Source organism: Bacillus sp. CFBP9009 (genome assembly GCF_036541465.1).
Taxonomy (GTDB): Bacteria; Bacillota; Bacilli; order Bacillales; family DSM-1321; genus Peribacillus.
Genome location: NZ_JAZHFU010000038.1, coordinates 1 through 10,852 on the forward strand (window position 1 = coordinate 1; position 10,852 = coordinate 10,852).

6 protein-coding genes and 1 pseudogene are annotated in these 10,852 nt (G+C 35.0%); 2 read left to right on the forward strand and 5 right to left on the reverse strand.

Annotation, left to right across the window (positions count from 1 at the left end; translation table 11 throughout):
* Positions 1-250: 250 nt before the first annotated feature.
* Positions 251-1,180 carry an aminoglycoside phosphotransferase family protein gene (locus tag V3595_RS28305; protein WP_485911258.1) on the forward strand — a complete coding sequence of 310 codons (930 nt, stop codon included), beginning with the start codon at positions 251-253 and terminating at the stop codon, positions 1,178-1,180.
* A 70-nt stretch (positions 1,181-1,250) separates the two neighbouring features.
* On the forward strand, positions 1,251-1,718 hold the full coding sequence (locus tag V3595_RS28310) for an NUDIX hydrolase (protein ID WP_485911260.1): 468 nt from the start codon (positions 1,251-1,253) through the stop codon (positions 1,716-1,718).
* Between the two features lie 370 nt (positions 1,719-2,088).
* On the opposite strand, the gene V3595_RS28315 is transcribed toward V3595_RS28310, so the two are convergent.
* The 5 genes and pseudogenes from V3595_RS28315 to V3595_RS28335 form a co-directional block, all read right to left on the reverse strand.
* Positions 2,089-3,306 carry an IS110 family RNA-guided transposase gene (locus V3595_RS28315; protein ID WP_406595085.1) on the reverse strand — a complete coding sequence of 406 codons (1,218 nt, stop codon included), beginning with the start codon at positions 3,304-3,306 and terminating at the stop codon, positions 2,089-2,091.
* A gap of 1,294 nt (positions 3,307-4,600) precedes the next feature.
* Positions 4,601-5,836, reverse strand: a pseudogene (locus V3595_RS28320) (IS110 family RNA-guided transposase).
* A gap of 503 nt (positions 5,837-6,339) precedes the next feature.
* On the reverse strand, positions 6,340-7,467 hold the full coding sequence (locus V3595_RS28325; protein ID WP_485911262.1) for a Ger(x)C family spore germination protein: 1,128 nt from the start codon (positions 7,465-7,467) through the stop codon (positions 6,340-6,342).
* A complete protein-coding gene (locus V3595_RS28330) occupies positions 7,464-8,567 on the reverse strand; it encodes a GerAB/ArcD/ProY family transporter (RefSeq protein WP_485911264.1) in 1,104 nt (367 codons plus the stop codon). The genes V3595_RS28325 and V3595_RS28330 overlap by 4 nt, the downstream gene beginning before the upstream one ends.
* Positions 8,548-10,089: a spore germination protein gene (locus V3595_RS28335; protein ID WP_485911266.1), complete on the reverse strand. Its 1,542-nt coding sequence runs from the start codon at positions 10,087-10,089 to the stop codon at positions 8,548-8,550. Before V3595_RS28335 ends, V3595_RS28330 begins: the two co-directional genes overlap by 20 nt.
* Positions 10,090-10,852: the final 763 nt, after the last annotated feature.

The following is a 10,852-nucleotide window of genomic DNA, read 5'->3' on the forward strand; positions in this document are numbered from 1 at the left end:
CTTCCTCTCCCAGCCTTAGAATCATTATGGACGCACTCAATACATTTTCATTCTTTGTGGTGAATCGCCGATTTTTGCGATTCATGGATGGCTAACGGGTGCGTTAGCTCAAGACCGGGGCTGTCTTTAAGGCAGCTTTTTCTTATGTAACTAAAGGGGCAGGTTAGTGGAATAATTGAAAACTAAAGGGACAAAGGGACATTTGTTAATGTTATAGAAGTCAAAAGATAAAAGTGGAGGTTTCAAATATATGGATGACATTATAAAAACTCTTCAAGACAGAGTAAAGTTTTTGCAAAACGCTACTAAAATTGAAAAACTATCAAAAGGGTACTCTCCCGATAAAAAATATGTGGTTTATGTTGATGATAACAAATTTTTGTTACGCGTATATGATATGGTGGGTCATGAAAAGAAGAAGGCAGAGTTTCAAATATTGAACAAAATGAAACAGTTTAATGTTCAATCATCACAGCCTATTGATATAGGTATTATTGATACATTAAACGCCGGTTATAATATTTACTCTTATATAGATGGTATAGATGCAAAAGAGGCAATACATACACTTAAAGAAGAAGAACAATATAAAATTGGAATAGAAGCAGGTATACAACTATCGAGAATGCATTTATATGAAGCACCTTCAACAGTTAAAGCTTGGTATGACCGAGCGATTTATAAGCATTATAGATATCTAAATGCTTATAAATCTTGTGGTATAAAGATTAAAAATGATGAAAAGATTATTGATTTTATTGAAAAGAATAAACATCATATGAAAAATCGTTCCAATCAATTTCAGCATGATGATTTTCATCTGGAGAATATCATTGTGAAGGATAAGCAGTATGCTGGTGTAATTGATTTTAATAATTTTGATTGGGAAGACCCCTTTCATGACTTTGTAAAAGTAGCATTATTTCAAAGGGAATTAAGCGTTCTATTTTCAAGGGGACAAATTGAGGGATATTTTGGTGGTAGTGTTCCTGAAGATTTTTGGATGCTTTACTCTATCTATACGGGAATGGTTATCTTTTCATCAGTTGTATGGTCTTTACGATTTGCACCAGACGATTTAGATGCAATGATAACACGATTATATGTTGTGTTGGAAGACCACAAAAATTTTGAATTACTAAAACCTACATGGTATGAACCAAACAAGTTTTTAAGTTAACAAGGTGCTTTAATAAGGGAGGGTGCTGCGGCATCCCTTTACTTATCGGGGCAGGTTAGTTGATTTTGAATTGGTAAGATTAAGTGGGCAAGAAGGTGAAAAATTGGATAAGGTTTTTGGAGAAAAAATAGGTGGTCTTGATTATCAAATAAGAAAAGGTGTTTATGCAATAATTTTCAATTCTGCAAAGGATAAAGTGTTAGCTGTCCAGAATTCCAGAGGACATTATTTTTTACCTGGTGGTGGAATTGAAAATGAAGAAAGTTATCAAGAATGCCTTGAAAGAGAAATGTTAGAAGAAACAGGTTATAAAGTATTTTTAGGTTCTTTTATTGGCAATGCGAAGAGATATTTTCAATCCACTAAAAATGAACCCCTACTTAATGACGGATATTTCTACTTGGCAGAATTGTTGGATAAAATGCAGGAACCAATTGAAGATGACCACTTTATAAAGTGGATAAATATTGACAGTGTGAGAGAACTTCTTGTTCACGAACATCATTATTGGGCAGTGAAAGAGGGTTTAAAAGGTTAACGTTTAAAAACATGCTTAATGAACTAACGGGTGCGTTAGCTGAAAATCGGAGTTGTCTTAAGGCAGCTTTTTTTTATGGAACTACCATGAAAATTAACTTCTGTGAGATCCGAAAAATGGCAATAATTAAGTAGACGCAGCTCATTCATTTTTTTAAAAAAGAGGAGAGCGCCTAATCAAAGTGTTTATAGATACGAAAATTGGATTAGGATGCTTCGGTAATTGTCACATTATAACCTAAGTTTTCTACCATGAAAATTAACTTCTGTGAGATCCGAAAAATGGCAATAATTAAGTAGACGCAGCTCATTCATTTTTTTAAAAAAGAGGAGAGCGCCTAATCAAAGTGTTTATAGATACGAAAATTGGATTAGGATGCTTCGGTAATTGTCACATTATAACCTAAGTTTTCTAGTCTTCGAACCGAATGGCGTACAATTGATACTTGTCTTTGTTTATCAAAGTAATCTTCGCCTAAGTCGACATACATTTCTTTTCGGGTTAGAAGGTAATATGCGATTCGCAACATCGCATGGGCAACTACAATTGCTGCCTTTTTCTTTCCTTTTCGTCCGGCTGTGCGTCTATACAGTGCACCGAGATAGTTTTTTGACCCTCTTACTGATTGAGCTGCTTCTGTTAATGCGGATCTTAAATACTTATTTCCCTTTTTAGATCTACTAGATTTCCTTTTACCTGCGCTTTCATTGTGTCCAGGGACCAAGGCTGCCCATGAACATAAATGTGCGGCAGTCGGGAATTGGTTTCCAACGTCCGTACCAATTTCAGCTAAGATTTGCTCAGCCATTCTTGTGGCGATACCAGGTATTGAATCAAGTCGTTCTATATCGTCCTGATAAGAGCTTACTCTTCGAGCTATCTCTTGATCCAACATTTCAATTTGTGCACTTAAAAAATCAATGTGAGTCAAAATGGTTTTCAACATTAATCGTTGGTGTGGATTTACATATCCTTTAAGTGCTAATTCTAGTTCTTCTTTTTTCCGCTTCATTGTACGACGAGCGAAGTTTGCTAGTTTTTCAGGATCGTCTTCACCATTCGCAATCGCTCTGAGCATATCCTTTGATGAAACGCCCATAATATCAGAAACAACTGAGCCAAGTTTGATATTGGCTCCTTCTAAAACCTTTTGAATCCGATTATGTTGTCTGGCTCTTTCTTCTATAATACTTCGGCGATAGCGTACAAGTTCCCGCAGTTCTCGTTGATTCCGATCTGGAATAAAACTTGCTTTTAGTAATCCATGACGAAGCAGTTGGGCTATCCATTCGGCATCTTTAACATCCGTTTTACGTCCCGGAAGAGCCTTCATGTGTTGAGCATTTACAACTAAAAACTCAATTCCTTCGGACTCTAACAAGTTAACAATAGGTTTCCAATAAACACTGGTGCTTTCCATCGCTACGTGAGTACAATTATTTTCCTTAATCCAGTCCAATAACTTTAATAAAAAAACAGTCTTTGTAGAAAACGTTTGAATCTCCTTTCCTTCTTTTGTCATAATGCAAGCAGTGATACTGTCCTTATGGACATCCAAACCACATGCTCTTTCAATGATTACATCCATTGAAATCTTCCTTTCTAGGCTTGAAAATTGGAGGCTGGTGCAACAATCAGAATTAGGATTAATCTACCATAAGTGCTTCCCGTAAGGGAGCGACAGTTTGTGGTGCACCGTGGTCGTTGGAGTCAGACTAACGGATGGGCTCTAAGGCACCATAGTTCATCGACCTTCCTCTCCCAGCCTTAGAATCATTATGGACGCACTCAATACATTTTCATTCTTTGTGGTGAATCGCCGATTTTTGCGATTCATGGATGGCTAACGGGGCAGGTTTGTTGAAGAAGGAGTACTTTAACCAACCCTAGAATAAATAACAAATTGAATTTTTAATGTAGGCTAACGGGTGCTTGGGAACAAGATGATTGTCACTGCGGCGGTTTTTTTCTTATCCACTAAAGTGCAGTTTAACGCAGCCTCAGGATTAAACTTATGTTCGTTTTGGATTTTAGTCTAATCTCAGTATAAAGAACGCTAACCGAAATGATTAATGTTCTATACATGATGGATGAGAACATGCAGGTGGCGGATATCTGGTGATCACAGTATTCGATTCAAAAAAACGATCTCTGATTATGCGAAAGCACAGACGCTTTTAAAGTAAGACTGAACGATACGATTACGAGGGTCAGTCACAGTGTTTTAATATAGAGTTGGAGTCGGAGGAGAACAATGGAAGTTAACAATATCTCTTAAAGCAACCGAATAATTATTCCATCTTCCGCCGAAAAACCTATATCCATAAACTCTTGATTCCCCGACAGTCGTCAAATAAAACCAGAAATTGTCTCCGTTTCTAAGCCACAAGTACGTAAAACGATACAAACAATTTTGAAGACCCCAGGGACTCAGGGCAGATGGCATTTGTCGTGTATATACCATAATTCGAGGTTCACTCCTTATTGAAATTAGACTTATATCCAAGTTTATGTTCAGGGTCAAAGCTTGGATTGGATGTATGCCTAGTAGCCCACCTAAATTCAAATATGATTGAAGAAGCTTATATGAAATTGTTTAAGGATAGGCAATTATTTTTATTGAGAACGGTATCTCTAATCCAAAGGAAATTATGAACAGTTTAAATAAGCCCTGGAGTTGTTCAACTAAACGGTGCGTTAGCTGAAGATCGGAGCTGTCTTTAAGACAGCTTTTTCTTATGGAACTAAACCAGCTAATAGTTTGTCAATATTTTTCATTAAAAACTAAAAATCCTTCATGCTATACTAAAAAAGGGTATACCTAATAACCCTCCATTTTCTTACAATTGGAAGGTTTTGTTTTATTTAGTTAGATATAGGTCTTATGCTGTATCTTGGAAAGTCGTTTTGCTTTTTAACAGGGCAAAAATCCAATGTAAGAGCTTGTTAACACATGCGATTACAGCTACTTTAAAAGGCTTTCCTTCTTCACGCTTCTTGTCGTAAAACTCACGCATTTTTTTGTTGCGAGGGATGACTTCATCAGTCGTTTTCTTCTTGCGACAATCGCGAATAGCACAACGAACTGCCATATATAAGGCATGGCGAAGTCTGCTAGATCCTCGTTTTGTGATCCGATTCTTGGTGGCAGTAAACTTACCAGATTCGAATACACTAGGATCAATTCCAGCGAAAGCTACAAGCTTCTTAGGATTGTTAAATCGATCTATCTCACCAATTTCAGAAATAATCGTTGCCGCGATCTTTTCTCCGATACCTGGGATAGATTTGATGATATTATATTCTTCAACTTCTTTTGCGAGAGCATCTATCTCTGTCTCTAACTTCGATAGGTGCTCTTTGTATTGAAGAATAATGTTTATAAATATACTAAGACTCAAAATATGACTCTGATACAAAGTCTTTTCAAACGGATTTTGGTTTGCTGCAGCTTTGAGTTCAATAGCTTTTTCATTAGCCCATCTGTATGAGCGACTTTTACATAATTGAGCGATTTTGTCAGCTATTGTTTCTAAACTTGCCTCTAATATGTCTTCAGATGAGGGAAACTCTGAAAGAGTTAAGAGTGATACTACTGAATATAAGTCACCGAAAACCCCTCTATATTCGGGGAAGACTTGGTCCAAAATGGCTTGAAATTGTAGCTTTGTTTGGATCAATACGCCAGTTATATTCTCGTGCTGTCTTGTAAGATTCCGAAGGTTTAATAGTTGAACTCCACGTTTTTTATATGGCTCTAGGTCTTATTTATAAAACAGCTCGCAGAGCTGGTAAGCATCAACCGCATCTGTCTTTACTTTCCTAAGACTTGAACTTTTAGCCTTATAAGAAATCAGTGGATTAATGATGATCAATAAATACCCACGGTCCTCCAAGTATTGAACAACAGAGGAATGATAATGTCCTGTTGCTTCAAGGACGATAGGTGGTTTCTTACCTGTTTCTCTCCTTACTTCATCCAGAAATTTTTCAAGTAAACCAAGACCCTCAACAGTATGAGAAACTTTAAAACTCTTACGATATGGTTTGCCTTTATCTAAAAATGCCTGAACTTGACTTTCCCCTTTTGAAACATCCAGACCAATGACTGGATTCATTCAAACTCCTCCTCCTAAACTAATAATTTGCCAGTACCCCTAATTCCTCCATGCAGTGTCACAGCTTCGCTTGTTATACGAGATCTAAGTCCCAACCAGCCTCAATCATGTTTCTACAAGTAGGGGGCGAACGGTTTAGTTGACGGGGTCAAAGCCCCACGGGCAGTTACGTTCTACCCTGGCTACTGTTATAGTAAAACCAAATAAAAAATGGTCAACCAGAAATATCTGGCTGACCTTATAATACGAACGGGGCAGTTTAGTTGAACAATCGTCATTAGCCTGGTTCAACATTCGGGCTATTTAATGGAGTAAGAGGTTGGATATTACTTTACTTTTTTATGTAGCTAACATTGTTCTAAAGTAGCCGAAAAAGTTGATTTACCAGCGATGTATAAAATCCTACATAAAAAAGTTCCTTTTACTCCTTGACTCCAAAATTTAACCTATATCACGACTTAATTAGTTATGATGCAGTTAATTATTCTTTTTATATTATTGATTTATTTAACAATACCATGTTGGATAATCTCCACATCTACCTTTGATTTGAATTTAACATCTTTAAAATAGTTTGTCTTATCTTTTTCTTTCCAGCTATCATGGTGAAAAGCGATCAGTCTTCTTCCAATACCAAACGCATCACAGTTGGCTTCTTGTAGTTTTTTAATCACTTCTTCAGCATTATTAGTAAAGATATTTGATAATTTTTTGTTTAGTTGATCAACTTTCTTAGGTACATTCCCTATAGGATATTCTTCTACTATTACTTTTAAATGTAAGTTTAAATTTACAAAAACTTCTCCTCTGTCATTCACAGAAACATTTAACTTCCGTTTAATATGATCGACATTCAGAGAAATAAAATTCTTCATTTTTAATTCTTCATTTCCGTTTACATTTTGTGTAAAACGCGCATATTTCCCTTGCTTATTATTTAGTAAAAGAAAAAGAGTGGATTCTACTTGGGATAGAGTTCCTGATAATTTCCTTTCATCAAATAATGCTACACCTGCCACATCTATAGTAGTACCATTACGACCTATCTTTAATAAGGGAAGGACAATATCTTCACCTGGATCAAGTATCTCTGAAGCCAGAGTCTGGATGCTTTCTTCAGGAATGATTGTATTTGTTTCAGTACTTCGGATTAGATATAAGATGTTTTGACTAATGTTTGATTCTACTCTAGGTTGAATACTGAGTGTATCAAATGCTTTTCCTTTTACAACTGCTAATTTAGCACTTAAGGAACTTCGGGGATCGCGCCAAATTACATCTAAAGAAGGATAAATGTCACCTTTTGCAAATTGTTCACCGAATAATACAAGTTTATTTTTCGAAGAATCTAAATTACCGGGTATCTCTGTATTTAATTTCATGCGTCCTTCTCTTGGAGTATTTGCCACTGTAGATAAATTTTCACTATTAATAGCTTCAGTTTCTTGTCCTGAATCCATTGAGTTTCTATATATATTTGGTATTGCAAATCCTAATAAAAATTCCCCTTCATCAGTCTGATCAAAAGTTATAGTTTGTATTAAAGTAGCATCTTTCATTAAATTTTGATCCCAGCATCCTGTTATTAACAATAAACATATACTAATCATAAATAACCTTTTGATTTTCATACATTATAATCTCCATGTCTTTTATTAGGAAGGAAAAATGAAAGCAAAAATAAACATAATGGTATGACCACAATAAAGCTAAAATGTGCAGGTTCCATAAGCTTATTAAATTTTTCAAGGTCAGTTTCATTGTCGGGAAGAAGAGCAATAATAAAAATAATCCCGGCAGTGTATGGAAGAAATGCAGCATGATTGGCACGTTCAAAAAGGTATTTAAGGCCATGTGAAGAAAGAAAAAGCCAGGTAGCAATAGATGTAGCAACAGATATTATCCAGATAGATAAGAAAAATAAATCGATTCGTTCGATGATTTGAAAGGAATAGGCTTTGATCATATACAATAAAGGCTGTGGAGTAAGATATAGATCTTGCCTAGTTTCGAAAAAGACCAGACTAGCAAACACCAGATATGTATAAAATAGAGTTACGAAAAGATGGGCAGATGAAATCGCAATTAGTTTACGGGTATCAGATGCTTTTACATAAGGGTAGAGAAAAAGCATAAACTCAAACCCTAACATCGAAAATGTTGCTTCTTTAGAACCCTTTATCATATTTGATATGCCGGATTGACCAATTGGCAATAGATATAGAAAATTAGCATCTTTTAGCGAATATGTAATTAGACCAAATAGAATAATTAACATTGGAGTAACGAGTACATAAAAACGAGCCATGCTTCGTAAATTATCTTTCACAAGATATATGCAAACCCCTAACATTAATAAAATTAATATCCAGTTTGGCGTCCTTTGTAAGATCCATATATCGATGATTTGACTAAAACGGGATAAAACTAAACTGCCAGTAACAACAAAGTACAGAATGTAACATAAAATGATGGCCTTTCCTAGCTTTTTCCCTAGTACATGAGGAATGATTTCATAAATTGTTAAGGATGGAAATTTTCTGCAAAGCCCCCATAAGACCAAAATAATGGCTTGTACGATTAGTCCTGCAATTAAAGTAGATATCCACCCATCATTCTTAGAAATTAACGAGACATCATGAGGTAATGATAAAATTCCAACTCCGATTTGAGATTGAATGATCATAAAAAAAAGCTGTGTTTTTGAAATACTACTTTCTTTTGTTATCATTGGATTTCCATCCCCTTGAAAGTTTTTGTTGTTTAATATGTTTAGGATGTGAATCTAAAGGTCGTGTATTCAATTTCCAAATTGGCAAACGCAAAAAAGTATCCTTGATGTCTTTTATTCTAAGTGGAGCAAGTGGAGCAAAGTAGGGCGTACCAAATGACTCTAACTTGCATAAATGAGCTAAAAGCACAATAAAACCAAAGACTATTCCAACGAATCCAAATGAGGCAGCCAGAAACATAAACGGAAAACGTAACAATCGAACTGCATCGCTCATTCCATGTGATGGAACACAAAAAGAAGAAATAGCAGTTAAGGCAACAACGACAATCATTGTAGTCGAGATAAGCCCTGCTTGAACGATGGCGTCCCCAATAACAAGGCCTCCAACTATCCCAATTGTTTGGCCAATTCTTGAGGGAAGACGTATTCCAGCCTCGCGAATCAACTCAATGGTTAATTCCATAAGTAATGCTTCGATTAATGGAGGAAAAGGAATTTTATTAATTGAACTTCCGACAGGGTTTACAAGTTCGTCAGGCAGCACTTCAAAGTGAAATGCAATAACAGCAATATAAAAAGCTGGCAATAGAATCGAGATCAAAAAACTTGCATGTCGAATTGAACGGATAAACGTACCAATCATCCATCGAGAATTATAATCGTCAGGTGATTGATAAAAAGCAAAAAATGTAACCGGCAAAAGTAAAGCAGTTGGGTTTCCATCCATGAAGACAGCAACTCTACCTTCATTTAAATGTCCAATTACACGATCTACTCTTTCTGTATTTAATAATTGAGGAAAAGGTGATATTGTAGAATCTTCTATTAATTCCTCCAAGAATCCAATATTTAAAACGTTATCCATCGAAATGGATTTTAATCTGCGTTCAAATTCATAGATTACTTCTTCATTTGCAAGATTATTTAAATACACAAGTGCTATTTTTGATTTAACTTGTATTCCAACTGGGAAATATTTCATGCTCAGATTAGGACTTTTCATTGTTTTTCTAAGTAAATGAAGGTTCGTTAAAAGGTTTTCAATAAATCCATCATGAGAACCCTGAACAATCTTTTCGTTTTCTGGTTCTGTAACAGAACGGTCCTTAGACATAGAGACATCAACCAAAAAAAGCTTTTCATAACCATCTAAACTCAAAACACAAGAGCCTTTTAAAAGTGCATCCTCGACCTGATTGAAAACTGTTGAAGCCTGAAAATTAGTATTAAGCATCTTTTGAATTGTTTCTGAATTCGATAGTAAACAAGGTTTCAAAGCGTCTCTTTGTATTTTTTCCTTATCTACCATAGTTTCGAGATAAATAAGTACACCTCGTACTGTTTCCGTTTTGAATTCCTTTACAACTAAATCTTCTGTGTTAGAAAAGATTTGTTTTATTGTGGAGATATTTTCATTAACTTTAGAGAAAACTTCTTTAGAGGGTTGAGGTATTTGCTTTGAAGGAGGATAGTCATTATTTACCTTGTTATATTTTAATAAATGTTTGATGAACTTCATTAAATTTAAGCTCCTATATTTATTTATAGGATATTTTCTCCAATAATTATTAATGTATGTACCAAATAATAATATTGAATGGATTTTGATACGATTCCTTGTCTAAACCTTCATTGTTTAATTAAACAGCACGAGACAGTCTTGTTATTGAATTAAATAAAGGCTAGCCTTGCAACGAATGATTATAGTTGCTGGGGTTGCGTAAAATAATTCTTAAAAACTTATAATAAGATTAAAATTTATAAGGAGTAAGTAAAAGCGCTTTAATTGTAGAAAGCACAGAAATAATTAATAAAAGAATTCAATTTGATAGATAGCATGTGTTAAAAGCTAAGTATCAACCTAAACGAAAGTTGACACTTAGCTTTTATTTATCCTTTAATACATTTATGTAGAATTATTATGTGATTAAATAATAAAGTTATTTTAAATAATCAAGGAACATTACTTCATTTAAAGGGCGCGATTGCTGAAGATAGTCATCGCTCTTTGCATATTGAAGAATTGGGCAGTTTAGTCGAAGCTTAACATCAAGCGTTGACCGATCTTACGATTCTGGTGGTATTTCATTATGGGTCTTTTTTTCGTAGATTGACTCCTTATTTAGCTAACGGGTGCTTTACTTCAATAAGGAAGGTTGCTGAGGCAGCCTTTTTCTTATGGCACTAACGGGGCAGTTTAGTTGTATAAGAAATTTCTATAAGTCCTAATTTATCTATTTTTCCTGTTTTATTTTGGCAAGTCATTCACTTCATATGCAACC

What these genes read in the sequence shown, in the direction of transcription:
- V3595_RS28330 (WP_485911264.1), bottom strand. Translation starts at nt 8,567, where the DNA reads ATGATAACAAAAGAAAGTAGTATTTCAAAAACACAGCTTTTTTTTATG.
- V3595_RS28315 (WP_406595085.1), bottom strand. Translation starts at nt 3,306, where the DNA reads ATGGATGTAATCATTGAAAGAGCATGTGGTTTGGATGTCCATAAGGAC.
- V3595_RS28335 (WP_485911266.1), bottom strand. Translation starts at nt 10,089, where the DNA reads ATGAAGTTCATCAAACATTTATTAAAATATAACAAGGTAAATAATGAC.
- V3595_RS28325 (WP_485911262.1), bottom strand. Translation starts at nt 7,467, where the DNA reads ATGAAAATCAAAAGGTTATTTATGATTAGTATATGTTTATTGTTAATA.
- V3595_RS28305 (WP_485911258.1), top strand. Translation starts at nt 251, where the DNA reads ATGGATGACATTATAAAAACTCTTCAAGACAGAGTAAAGTTTTTGCAA.